Below are 14,950 nucleotides of genomic sequence, written 5' to 3'. Positions count from 1 at the left end.
GTGACGCCCGTGGCACCACGACCGTTGCATGAGATCGTCGAACCGGGCTGGGCGAAAGCCCTGGAACCCGTGGCCGGACGCGTCGCCGAGATGGGGGACTTCCTGCGCGCGGAGATCGCCGCCGGACGCACCTATCTACCGGCCGGACCGAATGTCCTCCGAGCCTTCCAACAACCCTTCGACGACGTCCGCGTCCTGATCGTCGGACAGGACCCGTATCCGACTCCGGGGCACGCGGTGGGGCTGTCGTTCTCGGTGGCCCCCGAGGTACGTCCGCTGCCGCCGAGCCTGCTCAACATCTACCGCGAGCTGAACACGGACCTGGGGCTGCCCCAGCCGTCCAACGGCGATCTGACGCCGTGGAGCCAGCAGGGGGTGCTGCTGCTCAACAGGGCGCTCACCACGGCCCCGCGTAGTCCGGCCGCCCATCGCGGCAAGGGCTGGGAAGAGGTCACCGAGCAGGCGATACGGGCGCTGGCGGCGCGCGGCAAGCCGCTGGTGTCGATCCTGTGGGGCCGTGACGCCCGCAACCTCCGGCCCCTCCTCGGCGACCTGCCCTCGGTGGAGTCCTCGCACCCGTCCCCGATGTCGGCCGACCGCGGCTTCTTCGGCTCCCGCCCCTTCAGCCGCGCCAACGACCTGCTGGTCCGGCAGGGAGGACAACCGGTGGACTGGCGTCTGCCGTGACCGTGCCGGGGTTTCTCGCCGTGGACTCGGGAGGCTCCGGGCTCCGGGTCGTCCTGGGCGAGATCGGTAGTGGCCGAAGATCCGGCCCGCTCTCGTCCGGGGAACCCGTTCGGACCGGTGCTCGTGGGATCGATCCCGGGCATTTCATGGAGCAACTGGCCTCCATGGTACGGGCGTTGACCGAAAAAAGTCCGGTGTCCGAGGTCGGCACGGCCGTCATCGGGGCTGCCGGGCTCGCCACCCTCGGGGACGGGTTGCGGGCCGAGTTGCCGGGGGCGTTGGCGCGGGAGTTCGGGGTACGGACCGTCGCGCTCGCCGCTGATGCCGTCACCGCTTACGTGGGTGCTCTCGGGGCACGGCCCGGTGCCGTGGTCGCCGCCGGTACCGGACTGATCGCGATCGGCACCGATCTCACCGGGTGGCGGAGAGCCGACGGTTGGGGGCATCTGCTCGGCGACTGCGGTGGCGGGGCCTGGATCGGACGGGCCGGGCTGGACGCGGCGCTGCGGGCGTACGACGGGCGGGACGGTGGTTCCGGGGCGCTGTTGAGGTGTGCCGAGGAGCAGTTCGGGGCGATGGCGGGGTTGCCGGGGCAGGTGTATCCGCGGTCGGATCGGGCCGCCGTACTCGCGGCCTTCGCGCCCCGTGTCGCCGAGTGCGCCGCCGACGACCCGGTGGCGGCCGGCATCCTGCGCGCCGCCGCCCGGCACATGGCCGAGTCCGCCGTCGCGGTCTGTCCGGCCACCGGCGAACCCCAAGTCGCGCTCACCGGTGGGCTGTTCAAGATGAGCGAGCCTCTCCTGGTACCGCTGCACGAGGAGTTGGCGAAGCGGCTGCCGCATGTGCGGGTGGTTCCGGCGGAGGGTGATCCGCTGGACGGTGCCGTGCGGATCGCGCGTGATCTCGCCGCGGGCGCGCTCGTGCTGCCGTGTGACGGCGTGATGTTGTCCGTGGTGAGCCCTGAGGGACTCCGCGGTGAGACCAAAGGGACAAGGTGATCACTTCTGATCCGTACGTAACTCATCAGACAAAACAGGACGGATACCGCTCACCTGCACCCTCCCCGAACAGGGGAGCCCAGGAAGCCAGTAACATGCCTCGCCATGAGCTCCCCCACTGGGCCCGCGTCCGGCCTGCCAGTACGAATGCCGCGACCTCGCCAGCCCGGGCGGCACCGCCGACCCGAGCAGCTGGCGGCTCCCGAAGGCGCGCCCGCGCTGGTTCTCGCCGTGCCGGGCACGCCCAGCGCCGCCACGCGCAGCCTCGCCGAGGAGGTCGTGAGCATCGCGCGCTCCGAGCTGCCCGGTCTCGACGGCCGCATCGGTTATCTCGACGGGGACGACTCCGAGTTCCCCACGTTGACGTCCGTGCTCGCGCACGCCGCTGAGGAGCGCACCGCCCGCTTCGAGCAGGCCAGGGCCGCCGGCGCCGACGTCAAGGAGCCCGACGGGCCGGTGGCCGTCGTCGTGCCGCTGCTCGCCGGTCCGGACAGCGCGCTGCTGCGCCAGGTCCGCCAGGCCGTCATGGACAGCCGTGTCGCGGCCGACCTGACCGATGTGCTCGGCCCGCACCCGTTGCTCGCCGAGGCGCTGCACGTGCGGCTGTCCGAGGCGGGTCTGGCCCGTGCCGACCGCGCCCGGCTGTTCACCGTGACCACCGCCGCGGACGGCATCGTCCTCGCGTCCGTGGGCGGCGAGGAGGCCGTGCAGGCGGCCGGGATCACCGGCATGCTGCTCGCCGCGCGGCTCGCCGTGCCGGTGATGGCTGCGGCTCTGGACCAGGAAGGTTCGATCGCGGCGATCGCGGAGCAGTTGCGCGGGTCGGGTTCGCAGCACCTGGCGCTGGCGCCGTATCTGATCGGTCCCGAGATCGACGCGGGTCTGCTGGAGGCGGCCGCCGCCGAGGCCGGCTGTGCCGCCGCCGAGGCGCTCGGTCCGTACCCGGCGATCGGCAAGCTCGCGCTCGCCAAGTACACGATGGCGCTGGGCATCACCCCGCCGCAGCCGCAGGGCGCTCCGGTTCGCTGATCGACCCCCGCACGCGTACGCCGTAGCGCCGAAAGGGCCCCTCCTCACGCGGGAGTGGGCCCTTCGGCATGCCGTAGGGACGACAGCGGGTCAGTCGAAAACCACGCAGGACGCGGCGGTCACCTTGATCGAGCCGCCGCGTCGTGGAACGCCCGTGGCGGGGTCGACGGTGAACCAAGTCACGTCGCCGGAGCGCTCGTTCGCGACGTACAGACGCCCCCCGGCCTGGGCGATCGCGCGCGGCCAGTGGCCCTCGCAGGGCACCGTCCCGATCAGTCGCAGCCCGTCGCCCTCGACGGCGAGGACGGACAGCACGTCCTCGCCGCGGGTCGCCGTCCAGACGAAGCGGCCGTCCGGCGAGGTCACGATGCCCGAGGGGTAGGCGGCGTCGCCGTCCGGCGGGCCGGGCAGGACCGGCACCTCGGTCAGCGGCTTCAGTGAGCCGCTCCCGGCGTCCCAGCGGCAGACGGTGACGGTCGGCGTGAGTTCGTTGAGGACGTAGGCGTGGCTGCCGTCGGGGTGGAAGGCCAGGTGGCGGGGGCCCGAGCCGGGTCGCAGCGCGATCTCGCGGTGCAGTACGGGACGTCCGTCCTCCAGCGTGCACACCCGCACGGAGTCCGTGCCGAGGTCGACGCTGACCGCCCAGCGGCCGCTCGGGTCGGGCTGGATCTGGTGGGCGTGCGGACCCTGTTGGCGCTGCTGGTGCGGGCCGGAGCCGGTGTGCCGGAGCTGTCCGGAGGGGCGGCTCGCCAGGGTGCCGTCCGGGCGGACCGGCACGGCGGTGACGCTGCCGGAGCCGTAGTCGGCGGTCAGGAGGTGCCCCGCGAACAGGCTCAGGTACGTCGGCCCCGCGCCGCCCACGCGCACCGGCGGACCGAGCGGCTCGGGCCTGTCGCCGTTCACGCGGTACGCGGCCACCGCGCCCTCGGCCGTCTCGCTGACGGCGTAGAGCGTGTCCCCGTCGGGTGCCAGGGCCAGATACGAGGGGTCGGGGACGCCGTTGACACTGCTCAGGACGGTCAGCGCGCCGCTGTCCGCGTCCACGGCCGCCGCGACGACACCCGGGCCGCCCGCCGCCGTGAACGACCCGATGAAGGCCCGCCGCCCCCGCCTGCCGCCGTCTGCCACCGCTGTCCCCTCTCGGTCAGTGCCGTCCGGGGTGACGGTAGCAGCCGATCATGACCGGTCTAGACCAAATCCCGGACCTTTCTCGGCCCGGCCGTACCGGTCTCGCTCCCGTACCGGCTCACGCCCCGACGAGCCGCGAACCGGACCGCGCACGCAGGGGCTCCGCCAGCTCCGCGAGGGCCCGTTCCAGGCCGTGGAGGTGGGCCAGCGCGGGCTCCGCGGGTGGCCGGGCCGCCGAGGCCGTGAGGTGTGACGCGTCGCCGTCGGTGAGTGCCTCGACCGCGGCCTCCACGCGCCAGCAGGCGGCGGCCAGGCGGGCGTCGTGGGATGCCTCGGGGTCCGCGGCCACCACGACGAGGCCGCGGATCTCGCGGGCGCAGTCGTCGAGCAGGGTGAGGACCCGGCGGGCGCGGCGCTTGCGGCCGAGCGCGGGGTTCAGCGGGTGCACGAGGGGGGCGACGGAGAGCCGTACCCGGCCCAGGAGTTGCTCCAGTTCGGCTACGCGGCCGGCGGGGTCGGCCGTCGCGGAACCGGCGAGGCGGGCGGTGGCCTCGGCGGTGCAGGTGTGGACGCAGCGCAGGGCGCGTTGGATCCAGGCGTCGGTGGTGGTGTGGGTGGTCACCGGGAGGACGAGGAGGACGGCCAGTACGGCGCCCAGCGCGCCGACGCCGGTCTCCGCGAACCGCAGCGCCAGCAGGCCGGGGTTCAGGACGCCGAGGAGGCCGTAGAGCAGCTCTGCCATCAAGGTCACGGAGAGCATCATCCAGGTGTAGGAGACGGCGGCCGAGTAGAAGATGCCGAAGACGCAGGCGGCGACCAGGATCGCGGTGGGGACGGGGGCGCCGTGGACCGGTACGGCGACGAGCAGGCCCAGGGCGATGCCGAGGACCGTGCCGAGGACGCGACGGAAGCCGCGGACCACGGTCTCGCCACGCGAGGCGGTGTTCACGAAGATCCACCAGGTGGCGCCGACGGCCCAGTACCAGCGCTGCCCGGACACCAACTGGCCCACCACGAGCGCGAATCCGGCACCGGCGGTCGCCTGGACCGCCTGCCTCGTGGTCACACGGGCCAGGCCCCGACCGACAGTTGGGGCGGGTACGGCGGTCGGGGGCAACCGGCGTTCGTAGCACCAGAAGCCGAAGCGGACCGTCGACGCGGTGAGCACGGAGAGGACAACTGCCGCGTAGAGCACGGGCAGTTGGTCCGTGGTCGCATGCAGGAACTGCGCCACGAAGAAGGTCATGAACGCGAAGACGCCGAGGCTGTGGCCGCGCGGTCCCCAGCGGCGCGCGTAGACGCCGGCGCCGACCACCGCGAGGAAGGTGAGGTCCCGGGCGACGGCGTGGTCGTGCAGTTCGGCCGCGGCGGCGAGCACCGGCAGGCCCACGCAGGGCAGCAGCGCGGTGGTGACGGCCTGCCCGCGCACCGTGGCGTCCGTCACCGTGAACAGGGCGAGCAGCGCGGCGAGACCGCCGGTGACTGCGCCCGCGAGGGACTGCCCGGTCAGCCCGCAGACGACGACCGCGAGACCGATGCCGAGGACGGCCCGAGCGGCGAACCGCAGCCGCACGCACCCCGGGTCCGGAGCCACGAACACCCTTTTCAGCACTGCTTCCCGCCCCCTGCGACTGCCCCTGGACGCCGACCGAACACCGGCATGAAAAAGGCGCCGCGGAGGTCCGCAGCGCCATCGACATGCCCATGAGAGCATCATCGGGGCGAGTGGCTCAAGTGGTCCCCGATCCACTGGTCCATTGGCCCGGTCACAGGGTGCTGGGCCATTGGTACAGTCTTGCCTCATGAGCGTGGACGAACTCGACACCCGCATCCTCAGGCTGCTTCTGGAGCAGCCGCGTACCAGCGTGCGCGAGTACGCCCGGCTGCTCGGCGTCGCCCGCGGCACGCTCCAGGCCCGGCTCGACCGGATGGAGCGGGACGGGGTGATCACCGGTACGGGCCCCTCCCTCTCCCCCGCCGCGCTCGGGCACCCGGTGCTCGCGTTCGTGCACATCGAGGTCACCCAGGGGCATCTCGACGAGGTCGGGGACGCGCTGGCCGCCGTACCGGAGATCGTCGAGGCGTTCTCGATCACCGGTGGCGGGGACCTGCTCACCCGGGTCGTCGCGCGGGACAACGGCCACCTGGAGGACGTGATCCAGCGGCTGATCAGCCTGCCGGGTGTGGTCCGCACCCGGACCGAGATGGCGCTGCGCGAGCGCGTCCCGCACCGCCTGCTGCCGCTGGTGGAGTCGATCGGCCGCGCGGCCCGCACGTGACCCTTGGCATCCTGAACCCATGAGCAATCTCGGCGGCCTCTCGGTCATCTTCGATCTCGACGGAACACTCGTGGACAGCGAGCCGAACTACTACGAAGCCACCCGGCAGACCCTCGCCGAGCACGGCGTCCCGGACTTCACCTGGGCCCGGCACGAACGCTTCGTCGGCATCAGCACCCAGGAGACCCTCGTCCTCCTGAAGGAGCGCTACGGCCTGAAGGCGCCGGTGGAGGAGTTGCTCGCGGAGACCAACCGCCGTTATCTGGCGCTGGCCCGGGCCGCCACGCGCGTGTACCCGGAGATGCGGAAGTTCGTGGAGCTGCTCGCGGCGGAGGGGGTGCCGATGGCGGTGGCGTCGGGTTCGTCGCCGGAGGCCATCGAGGCGATCCTGACCGGCACCGGGCTCGACGCGTCGCTGCGGACCGCGGTCTCGGCGGACGAGGTGGCCCGGGGCAAGCCCGCGCCGGACGTCTTCCTGGAGGCCGCGCGCAGGCTCGGGGCGGCTCCGGCCGACTGTGTGGTCCTGGAGGACGCGGCACCGGGCGCGGCGGCGGCACACGCGGCCGGGATGCGCTGCATCGCGATCCCGTACGTGGCCGCGCAGGCCGACGCCCCCGAGTTCGCGTCGGCGGGGCTGCTACTGCGGGGCGGGCAGGCCGAGTTCAGTGCGCAGGGGGCGTACGGCTGGCTGGCCGAGGGCTGACCGGTCCGCTTCAGGACGCCCCCAGCACGATCTTGTCCCGGTCGCGGTGGATCGGTGCCGCCGAGCCGGTCAGCGGGACGCCCGAGCCGCCGTTGCGCAGGGCGACGATCTCCGCCGCGATGGACAGGGCCGTCTCCTCGGGCGTGCGGCCGCCCAGGTCGAGGCCGATCGGAGAGCGCAGCCGGGCCAACTCCCGCTCGCTGACGCCGACTTCGCGGAGCCGTCGGTTGCGGTCCTCGTGGGTCCGGCGCGAGCCCATGGCTCCGACGAAGGCGACGGGCAGCCTCAGTGCCTCTCCGAGGAGCGGTATGTCGAACTTGGCGTCGTGGGTGAGTACGCAAAGGACCGTGCGCTCGTCCGTGGCCGTGTGCCGGAGGTAGCGGTGCGGCCAGTCGACCACGATCTCGTCGGCGTCCGGGAACCGGCTCCGGGTGGCGAAGACGGGCCGGGCGTCGCACACGGTCACTCGATAGCCCAGGAACTTGCCGGCCCGCACCAGCGCCGCCGCGAAGTCGACGGCACCGAAGACGATCATGCGGGGTGCGGGCACGCTGGACTCGACGAAGAGGGTCAGCCCACCGGGGCAGTACGAGCCGTCCTCCGAGATCTCGACGGATCCGGTACGGCCGAGGTCCAGCAGCGCGCGGGCCTGCGCCGCCGACGTACGGTCCAGGTGGGGCCGGCCGACGCGGGGGCCTTCGTGCGGTCGGTGGCGGCCGCTCTCGTCCGCCTCGCCGGGGCCACACGCGTCCGCCCTGCCCGGGCCGCCCTCGCCCGGGCCGCCCTCGCCCCTCGCGCCGAGGCTGCCCTCGTGCCTCCCGTCGGGATACACCAGCAGCGCCCTGCCGAGCAGTTCGGCGGGCCCCCGGGCCACCCGGGCGAGCGCCACCGGCTCGCCCCCGGCCGCCGCCGCCAACCCCGCGGCGTACACCGGGTCACCCCCACGCACCGGCGTGACCAGGACGTCGATGACCCCGCCGCAGGTCAGGCCCACGGCGAAGGCGTCCTCGTCGCTGTAGCCGAAGCGTTCGCGGACCGGCTCGCCGTCCTGGAGCGCCTGCACGCACAGGTCGTAGACCGCGCCCTCGACGCAGCCGCCGGAGACCGAGCCGATCACCGTGCCGTCGGTGTCGACGGCGAGCGCGGCACCGGGTGGGCGCGGTGCGCTGCCGCCCACGGTGACGACGGTCGCGACGGCGAAGTCCCGGCCGTCCCGCATCCAGCTGTCCAACTCCTCGGCGATGTCAAGCACTTGGCGACCCGCCCGCGGTCAGGACCCGGTCGGGGCGGATCGGCAGGGCGCGGTGGCGGACGCCGGTGGCGTGCCAGACGGCGTTGGCTATCGCCGCGGCGGTCCCTACGACCCCTATCTCGCCGATGCCCTTGATGCCGACCGGGTCGTCCGGGTCGGGGTCGTCGACCCAGTCCGCCTCGACGGCCGGTACGTCGGCGTTGGCGGAGAAGTGGTAGTTGGCGAGGTCCGGTCCGACCTGGGCGCCGGACGCCGTGTCGCGGACCGCCTCCTCGTGCAGGGCCATGGAGATGCCCCAGATCATCCCGCCGACGAACTGGCCGCGCGCGGTCAGCGGGTTGACGATGCGTCCGGCGGCGAAGATGCCGAGCAGCCGTCGTACCCGGACCTCACCGCTGGCGACGTCCACGGCGACCTCGGCGAACTGCGCGCCGAAGGAGTGCCGTTCCTTCTTGGCGAGCGCGGCGACGGCCTCGGCGGTGTCGCTTCGCGCGGTGATGCCGTCGGGCGGGATGTCGCCGCCCAGGGCCAGTTGCTCCCGCAGGTCGGCCGCCGCCCGCATCACCGCCCAGGCCCAGGAGCGGGTGCCCATCGAGCCTCCCGCGAACATCGCGGCTCCGAGGTCGCTGTCCCCGATGTGCACGCGGACCCGGGCCGGCTCCGTCTCCAGCGACTCCGCGGCGATCAGGGTCAGCGCGGTGCGGGCGCCGGTGCCGATGTCCGTCGCGTTGATCCGCACGGTGTAGGTGCCGTCCGCCTCCGCGGTGACGGCCGCCGTGGAGGGGCCGACCCCGACGTGGAAGGTGGCCGCGGCCATGCCGGTGCCGAGCAGCCAGCGCCCGTCGCGGCGCACGCCGGGGCGGGGGTCGCGGTCGGCCCAGCCGAAGCGCCGGGCGCCCTCGTCGAAGCAGGCGAGCAGGTTGCGGCTGCTGAAGGGGAGTCCGGAGACGGGCCCCACCGCGGGTTCGTTGCGGACGCGCAGGGCGATCGGGTCGAGTCCGCACTTCTCGGCGAGTTCGTCGAGCGCGGACTCCAGCGCGAAGGAGCCCGGCGCCTCCCCCGGGGCGCGCATGAAGGTAGGGGTCGGCAGGTCGAGCCGTACGACCCGGAAGGCGGAGTGGTGGGCGTCGGCGTCGTACAGCGGGCGTCCGAACGCGGCGCTCGGTTCGACGAATTCGTGCACGGTCGAGGTGAGGCTGAGTGCCTGGTGGTCGAGGGCGCGCAGTCGGCCGTCGGGGTCGGCGCCGAGCCTGACGCGCTGGGTGGTGGGGCTGCGGTAGCCGACGAGGGAGAACATCTGACGGCGCGTCAACACCACGCGGACCGGGCGCTGGAGAACGGTCGCGGCCATCGCGGCGGCCACCTGGTGCGGCCGTACCCCCTTGGATCCGAAGCCGCCGCCGACGTGTTCGGACCGCACCCGCACGGCCGCCGGGTCGAGGGAGAAGAGTTTCGCGAGTTCGCCGGCCACCCACACGGTGCTCTGGTTGGAGTCGACGACGTCGAGCCGTCCGGCCTCCCAACGGGCCGTCGCGGCATGGGGTTCCAGGGGGCTGTGGTGCTCCTCGGGTGTCGTGTACTCCTCGTCGACGACCACGGCGGACCGGGCGAGGGCGTCCTCCACGTCGCCCTTCACCACCTCGGCCGGTCCGGCGGGCGAGCCCGCGGGCAGGTAGGCGTCGGGGTGCCCGGCATGGAACGCGATGTCGTGCGGCTCCGCGTCGTAGTCGACCACCAGCGCCTCGGCGGCCTCCCTGGCCTGCTCGGATGTCTCGGCGACGATCAGCGCCACCGGCCAGCCCACGTAAGGGACTTGGTCGTGCTGGAACAGTCCGAGGGCCGGGTCCGGTGGGCCCACGACGCTCATGTAGTCGGTGGTGACACGGGGTGCGTTCTCGTGGTGCAGGACGGCGAGGACTCCGGGCATCGCGAGCACCGGGTCGGTCTTGACGGTGCGGATGCGGCCTCGGGCGACGGTGGACAACACCAGCCAGCCGTGGGCGAGTTCGGCGAAGGGGAAGTCTCCCGCGTAGCGGGCCGCGCCGGTGACCTTGTCCCGTCCCTCGACGCGGGTGTGGGCGGTTCCGAAGGCACCCGTCGACCGGACGGCCTGAGTCGTGGTGGTCATCGAGCGGTCTCCTCGGCGAGTTCGGTCAGTACGGCCACGACGAGATTGCGCAGCAGGGTGACCTTGTAGGCGTTGTCCGACAGCGGCTGGGCGGCGGCCAGTTCGGCGTCCGCGGCCGCCATGAACGCCTCGGCGCTCGCCGGTCCCCCGGTCAGCACCCGCTCGGCCCGCCGCGCCCGCCACGGCCGTGACGCCACCGCCCCGAAGGCCAGCCGTACCTCGTGCACGACACCGTCGCGCACGTCGAGGGCGGCGGCGATCGAGCCGATCGCGAAGGCGAAGGAGGCACGCTCGCGCACCTTCCGGTAGCGGGAGTTGGCGGCGACGGGGGCGGGCGGCAGCGTGACCCCGGTGATCAGCGCGCCCGGCGGCAGCGCGGTCTCGCGGTGCGGGGTGTCGCCCACGGGGAGATAGAGGTCCGTGAGCGCCAACTGCCCCGGCCCGGCGGCGGTTTCGTACGACACGACCGCGTCGAAGGCCGCCAGCGCCACCGCCATGTCGGAGGGGTGGGTGGCCACGCAGTGCTCGGAGGCACCCAGGATCGCGTGGTTGCGGTGTTCACCCCTCAGCGCGGGGCAACCGCTGCCGGGGGCCCGCTTGTTGCAGGGCTGGGTCACGTCGGTGAAGTAGGCGCAGCGGGTGCGCTGGAGTAGATTTCCGCCGACCGTGGCCATGTTGCGCAACTGGCCGGAGGCGGCGGCCAGCACCGCCTGGGTCAACGCCGGGTAACGGAGCCGCACTTCGGGATGCGCGGCGAGGTCGCTGTTGGTGACGGTGGCGCCGATGCGCAGGCCACCGTCCGGCGTCGTCTCGACGCGGTCCAGGGGCAGTTCGCGTACGTCGACGAGCCGCGTGGGACGCTCCACGCCGGCCTTCATCAGGTCGACGAGATTGGTGCCGCCGCCGAGGAAACGGGCGTCGGGCTCGGCGTCGAGCAGCGCGACCGCGCCGGAGACGTCGAGCACCCGCCGGTACTCGAACTCCCTCATGCCACGGCCTCCTTGACGTTGTCCTGCTCCTCCTCGGCCCACGGTGCTTCCGTCCGCCGCGCCTCGGCCGCCCGGGCGACCGCCTGGACGATCGACACATACGCGCCGCACCGGCACAGGTTGCCGCTCATCCGCTCCCGGATCTCCTCGGCGGTGAGGGGTGGCGGCCCCGCCTCGGGCCGTACGTCGGCGGTGACGGCGCTGGGCCAGCCCGCCGCGTGCTCCTCGATCACCGCGAGGGCCGAACAGATCTGGCCCGGGGTGCAGTAGCCGCACTGGTAACCGTCGAGGTCGAGGAACGCCTGCTGCACGGGATGCAGCCGGCCGTGATCGGCGACGCCTTCGATGGTGGTGACGGCGCGCCCCTCGGCGGCCACCGCCAACTGGAGGCAGGAGACGACCCGGCGGCCGTCGAGCAGCACCGTGCAGGCCCCGCACTGCCCCTGGTCGCAGCCCTTCTTCGTGCCGGTGAGGTCGAGGTGTTCACGCAGGGCGTCGAGCAGGGTGGTGCGGTGGTCGACGGGCAGCGTGTGCTTCTCTCCGTTGATGTTCAGGGTGATGACGCTGGACGTCGATGGGGCCATGATCAGCCTTCTCTCGCGGATGGGGGGCGCGTCGAAGTCGGACGAGGGGATCCGTGAGCCCACGGGTCGCACGAAGATGTCGGTCGGCGACCGGTCCGGCCGTTCGCGCGGCCCGTTCTGCCGGTAGAGTGAACTCTAAACGGACAGCTGTCCGTTACCCAGGAACCTAACGGACAGCTGTCCGCTTAGCAAGGTCGGCTCTGCCGGATTTCCCCGAAGGAGGAGGAGTGCGCGAGGAGTTGGGCACGCCCCAGCGCTCGGACGCCCAGCGGAACCGCGAGCGCATCCTCGAAGTGGCGCTCGCCGAGCTGACGCTCGCGGCGGACGTCCCGCTGAGCACGATCGCCCGGAAGGCCGGTGTCGGACAGGGCACGTTCTACCGCAACTTCCCCAACCGCGAAGCCCTCCTGCTGGAGATCTACCGCCACGAGATGCAGCAGGTCGCCGACGCGGCGGCCCCGTTGCTGGAGACGGGCGCGCCGGACCGGGCGCTGCGGGAGTGGATGGACCGCCTCGCCCGGTTCGCCAGGGCCAAGGTCGGCCTGGCCGGGGCGCTGCGGCAGGCGGCCGGAGCGTCCGGCACCCCGGCCAGGCCTGGGCACGGCGCGGTGACGGAGGCCGTCGCGCTCCTCCTGCGGGCGAACGACGAGGCCGGCACCATCCGCCCGGGCGTCACCCCCGACGACTTCTTTCTCGCCATCGCGGGCCTGTGGCAGATCGAACCGCACGGCGACTGGCAGGGGCGCGCCGAACGGCTCCTGGACCTGGTCATGGACGGACTGCGGACGGGAGCGCCCGGACGCTGACCCGCGTCCCCCGCCGCGCCCTCCGCGGGAAACCCGAATGCGCCCGCTTGTTCGGTTCTGGGACCATGCCGGAATGATCGACCGTCTCGAACCACTGGTCCTCCGGCACACGTTCCGCGTCCCCCTCCCCACGGATCCCTCCGGTGAAGCCACCGGCCCCGTGAGTGAAGGCGCCACCGCTGCGCGGCAGTTCGACGCCGCGCTGCTCTCCGTGGGCTTCAAGCTCTCCGCCGAACTGCTGGAACGGCTGTCGAAGCTGCCCGAGGAGACGGTCGTCCGTATCGCCGGACGCACGCTGCGGACCGTCCGCGAGCTGGTCGGCGATCACGTGCAGCACAACGCCTACTTCATCGACTTCCCGGCCAACGTGCCCGACACCGTGGACTTCTGGATGTCGTGTGTCGCCGAGGCGCTCCGCGACGAAGAGACCCCGGTCTCCACGCTCAAGCAGTTGCGGACCGGCGTGGTGAACCTCCTCAGCCTGCCGACGTACGGCAGATATCAGCACACGTACGCCGAACTGCTCGCCACCCAGGACGAGTTGATCGCGGCGGCGGGCGACCGGCTCACGGTGCTGCACGCGGGCGGTGACCTGGCCGACGAACTCACCGCGCTCTACCTGGCGTTGGCGAGCAGCACCACACCCCTGAGCGACGAGCACCGGCCTGATCTGCGGGCGCTGGCCGAGCGGTGTGTCGACGGCCCGCAGCCCGAGGTGATCCCGGTCCGGGAGAACCGCGCGATCATCAACCAGGCCCGTCTGAAGGTTGGTTCGGAGCTGCTGCTGGACACCGTCACCGATGTGCTGCGGCTGGCCTGCGCGCTGTCGGACGGCGATGTGACGCTGGTGGAGCCGACCCGTTTCCGTTCGCTGTCCCGGCCGGTGCGGCGGGCGTTGCTCGCCGGGCTGGACTCCGTGATCGCCGCGTCCCCCGCCAAGCTCGCCGACGTGCACGCGCACCGCGAGGAGTGGAAGCGGCTCGGGGAGCGGCTGCACCCGCACGAGTACCCGCGATGGCCGCACGCCGCCGACGTGTTCGCGGTGGCGCGAGGAGAGCTGACGGCGCGGTCGCTCGACGGCCGGGTCGAGGAACTCCTCGGAGAGGCCGACCTGTTGGGCGCGCTGACGCTGCTGAAGTCCGCGCCCGGCAAGCTGTTCCGCGCGCTGGACCGGCTGCTGCGCACGGCGCTCACGCAGGAGGAGCGGGACGCCGTGGTGACCGCCGCCGAGCAGGTCGCGCCCAAGGTGTCGGGCCGGGTCGTGCTGTCGGTGCGCGAGCATCTGCACAACCGGGCCCGGGACACCGGGGAGTTGCGGGTCTTCGTGAACCGGCGCGGCCAGGCCTGGGTGACCGACGACGAGCGGGCGGTCGTAGGACCGGCGGAGCGGGAACGGCTGATCGCCGCGCTCGACGGCGAGACGCGGCGTCGATTGCCTTCTCCGGAGCGGCTGTTGGTCGATCCGGAGGTGCTGGACGTGGCGCTGCCGTTGAGCGGGAAGGCGACGGCGGCCGGGCTCGGCGTGCTGCCGCGCGGGTCCTTGTCGGCGGTCGAGGGCGAGTTGCTGCGGTTCTTCGTGTACTGGAAGGAGACCGAGCGGCGCACCGACTTCGACCTGTCGGCGCTGATGCTGAACGCCGACTACTCGACGAACACGTGGCTGTCGTACACCTCGCTCGCCGAGGTCGAGGGCGAGCACTCCGGTGACATCGTCGAAGCGCCGGACGGGGCCTCGGAGTTCATCAATCTGCGGCTGGGTGCCGTGCGCGGGGCGTTTGTCGTGCCGCAGGTCAACATCTTCGCGGGCGAGGGCTTCGAGGAGGTCGAGGAGTCGTTCTTCGGGTTCATGCTGCGTGAAGGCGAGCAGCAGGGGCGGCCGTTCGAGCCGCGTACCGTGCGGATGAAGTCGGAGCTGCGCGGTACGGGGCGGGTCGCGCTGCCGCTGGTGTTCCTGCGCGGGGAGGACGGCGGCTGGCGGGCGAAGTGGCTGCACCTGTACCTCAAGGGCAGCCCGTCGGCGAACCGGGTCGAGGAGAACCGCGTGACGGTGGCCAACCTGCTGCGCGGCATCGTCGAGCGCGAGCAGCTCACCGTGCGCCATCTCGTCGACCTGATGAGCGGGGACGCGACGAAGGTGACCCTGTGGGACGGCGAGACGGTCCCGGACGGACCGGTCACCTTCATCGGAATGAGCCGCCCTGCCGAGCTGCCCGCCGGATCTCTCATCGTCACTCTCGAAAATCTGCGCGACCTGATCCCCGCCTGACTGCTAACGTCGACCCCGGCGAGGCCATGGACGGGCTTCCTTCTCAACTACTCCTTGAAATCAGTCCGTCCGCTTTCCTCGCCCTCGACGTTCCGTGAGGG

The 14,950-nt window shown here is 72.6% G+C and carries 13 protein-coding genes; 7 read left to right on the top strand and 6 right to left on the bottom strand.

Annotated elements, in window-relative coordinates:
• The first annotated feature begins 9 nt into the window (after nt 1-9).
• The 3 genes from OG194_RS41340 to OG194_RS41330 all read left to right on the top strand — a co-directional run bounded on the left by OG194_RS41340 (nt 10) and on the right by OG194_RS41330 (nt 2,714).
• Complete coding sequence (locus OG194_RS41340) at nt 10-687, top strand: uracil-DNA glycosylase (RefSeq protein ID WP_026178657.1); 678 nt, start codon at nt 10-12, stop codon at nt 685-687.
• Nucleotides 684-1,685 carry an N-acetylglucosamine kinase gene (locus OG194_RS41335; protein WP_327405837.1) on the top strand — a complete coding sequence of 334 codons (1,002 nt, stop codon included), beginning with the start codon at nt 684-686 and terminating at the stop codon, nt 1,683-1,685. The genes OG194_RS41340 and OG194_RS41335 overlap by 4 nt, the downstream gene beginning before the upstream one ends.
• A 105-nt stretch (nt 1,686-1,790) precedes the next feature.
• A complete protein-coding gene (locus OG194_RS41330) occupies nt 1,791-2,714 on the top strand; it encodes a sirohydrochlorin chelatase (RefSeq protein WP_327405836.1) in 924 nt (307 codons plus the stop codon).
• Nucleotides 2,715-2,804: 90 nt separating this feature from the next.
• Here OG194_RS41330 and OG194_RS41325 read toward each other — a convergent pair whose 3' ends face one another.
• Together OG194_RS41325 and OG194_RS41320 are read right to left on the bottom strand one after the other, a co-directional pair.
• On the bottom strand, nt 2,805-3,842 hold the full coding sequence (locus OG194_RS41325; RefSeq protein WP_327405835.1) for a lactonase family protein: 1,038 nt from the start codon (nt 3,840-3,842) through the stop codon (nt 2,805-2,807).
• A 118-nt stretch (nt 3,843-3,960) separates the two neighbouring features.
• Nucleotides 3,961-5,454 carry an FUSC family protein gene (locus OG194_RS41320; protein ID WP_327405834.1) on the bottom strand — a complete coding sequence of 498 codons (1,494 nt, stop codon included), beginning with the start codon at nt 5,452-5,454 and terminating at the stop codon, nt 3,961-3,963.
• A 190-nt stretch (nt 5,455-5,644) separates the two neighbouring features.
• On the opposite strand from OG194_RS41320, the gene OG194_RS41315 reads away from it, so the two are divergent.
• Nucleotides 5,645-6,121, top strand: coding sequence for an Lrp/AsnC family transcriptional regulator (locus OG194_RS41315; protein WP_327405833.1), 477 nt, complete (start codon nt 5,645-5,647; stop codon nt 6,119-6,121).
• A 19-nt stretch (nt 6,122-6,140) separates the two neighbouring features.
• Nucleotides 6,141-6,824, top strand: a complete 684-nt coding sequence (locus tag OG194_RS41310) for an HAD family hydrolase (RefSeq protein WP_327405832.1) — start codon at nt 6,141-6,143, stop codon at nt 6,822-6,824.
• A 10-nt stretch (nt 6,825-6,834) separates the two neighbouring features.
• Here the strand turns inward: OG194_RS41310 and OG194_RS41305 are convergent, their stop codons facing one another.
• From OG194_RS41305 to OG194_RS41290, 4 genes are read right to left on the bottom strand one after another with little or no spacing between them, the layout of a single operon-like run.
• Nucleotides 6,835-8,076 (bottom strand): XdhC family protein, encoded by a 1,242-nt coding sequence (locus OG194_RS41305; protein ID WP_327405831.1) that lies wholly within the window; start codon nt 8,074-8,076, stop codon nt 6,835-6,837.
• Complete coding sequence (locus OG194_RS41300; protein WP_327405830.1) at nt 8,069-10,204, bottom strand: xanthine dehydrogenase family protein molybdopterin-binding subunit; 2,136 nt, start codon at nt 10,202-10,204, stop codon at nt 8,069-8,071. The genes OG194_RS41305 and OG194_RS41300 overlap by 8 nt, the downstream gene beginning before the upstream one ends.
• Entirely contained in the window at nt 10,201-11,193 is a 993-nt protein-coding gene (locus OG194_RS41295) for an FAD binding domain-containing protein (protein ID WP_327405829.1), read from the bottom strand. The genes OG194_RS41300 and OG194_RS41295 overlap by 4 nt, the downstream gene beginning before the upstream one ends.
• On the bottom strand, nt 11,190-11,777 hold the full coding sequence (locus OG194_RS41290) for a 2Fe-2S iron-sulfur cluster-binding protein (protein ID WP_327405828.1): 588 nt from the start codon (nt 11,775-11,777) through the stop codon (nt 11,190-11,192). The genes OG194_RS41295 and OG194_RS41290 overlap by 4 nt, the downstream gene beginning before the upstream one ends.
• Before the next feature lie 227 nt (nt 11,778-12,004).
• Here OG194_RS41290 and OG194_RS41285 point away from each other — a divergent pair, with 227 nt between their 5' ends.
• Together OG194_RS41285 and OG194_RS41280 are read left to right on the top strand one after the other, a co-directional pair.
• Complete coding sequence (locus tag OG194_RS41285) at nt 12,005-12,583, top strand: TetR/AcrR family transcriptional regulator (protein WP_327405827.1); 579 nt, start codon at nt 12,005-12,007, stop codon at nt 12,581-12,583.
• Between the two features lie 73 nt (nt 12,584-12,656).
• Nucleotides 12,657-14,849 (top strand): hypothetical protein, encoded by a 2,193-nt coding sequence (locus tag OG194_RS41280; RefSeq protein WP_327405826.1) that lies wholly within the window; start codon nt 12,657-12,659, stop codon nt 14,847-14,849.
• The last annotated feature ends 101 nt before the right edge of the window (nt 14,850-14,950 follow it).

This window comes from Streptomyces sp. NBC_01288, assembly GCF_035982055.1.
Taxonomy (GTDB): domain Bacteria; phylum Actinomycetota; class Actinomycetes; order Streptomycetales; family Streptomycetaceae; genus Streptomyces.
Note: the sequence above shows the minus strand (reverse complement) of the source record. Positions and strands in the feature narration are given on the sequence as shown.

Coding starts and splice junctions, on each gene's coding strand:
- OG194_RS41330 (WP_327405836.1), top strand. CDS start 1,791: ATGAGCTCCCCCACTGGGCCCGCGTCCGGCCTGCCAGTACGAATGCCG.
- OG194_RS41315 (WP_327405833.1), top strand. CDS start 5,645: ATGAGCGTGGACGAACTCGACACCCGCATCCTCAGGCTGCTTCTGGAG.
- OG194_RS41310 (WP_327405832.1), top strand. CDS start 6,141: ATGAGCAATCTCGGCGGCCTCTCGGTCATCTTCGATCTCGACGGAACA.
- OG194_RS41300 (WP_327405830.1), bottom strand. CDS start 10,204: ATGACCACCACGACTCAGGCCGTCCGGTCGACGGGTGCCTTCGGAACC.
- OG194_RS41295 (WP_327405829.1), bottom strand. CDS start 11,193: ATGAGGGAGTTCGAGTACCGGCGGGTGCTCGACGTCTCCGGCGCGGTC.
- OG194_RS41290 (WP_327405828.1), bottom strand. CDS start 11,777: ATGGCCCCATCGACGTCCAGCGTCATCACCCTGAACATCAACGGAGAG.
- OG194_RS41280 (WP_327405826.1), top strand. CDS start 12,657: ATGATCGACCGTCTCGAACCACTGGTCCTCCGGCACACGTTCCGCGTC.